Origin of the sequence: Haloferax sp. Atlit-12N (genome assembly GCF_003383095.1) — an archaeon.
GTDB lineage: Archaea > Halobacteriota > Halobacteria > Halobacteriales > Haloferacaceae > Haloferax.
In genome coordinates this window covers 1-429 of the sequence record NZ_PSYW01000103.1, presented here as the reverse complement: position 1 = coordinate 429, position 429 = coordinate 1, and the positions used below count along the sequence as shown (strand labels likewise).

The following is a 429-nucleotide window of genomic DNA, read 5'->3' as shown; positions in this document are numbered from 1 at the left end:
CGACAGCAGGAAGGTCCGGAGCACGTCGGGACCGAACTCCTCGACTACGTCGGCGACGCTGAAGTAGTTGCCAAGCGAGGAGGACATTTTCTCCTCCTCGGTCTCCAGCAGGCGGACGTGGAGCCAGTACTTCGCGAACTGCTCGCCGGTCGCGGCCTCGCTCTGGGCCACCTCGTTCTCGTGGTGGGGAAAGACCAGGTCCTGCCCGCCGACGTGGATGTCGATGGATTCGTCTAAGTGTGTCATCGACATCGCCGAGCACTCGATGTGCCAGCCGGGTCGGCCTTCATCCCACGGAGAGTCCCAGGTCTGTGCGGTCTGGCAGGCCTCCTCGGCCGGGGCGGCCTCTGGGTGCTGATGTTCGGCGATGTCCTCGGGGTCGACGCCGCCGGCCTTCCAGAGCGCAAAGTCGGCCGGGTGTCGCTTCTC

The 429-nt window shown here is 65.7% G+C and carries 1 pseudogene; it reads right to left on the bottom strand.

Features of this window, described 5'->3' with window-relative positions:
* Nucleotides 1–429, bottom strand: a pseudogene (locus C5B90_RS20215) (cysteine--tRNA ligase); the annotation flags it as partial.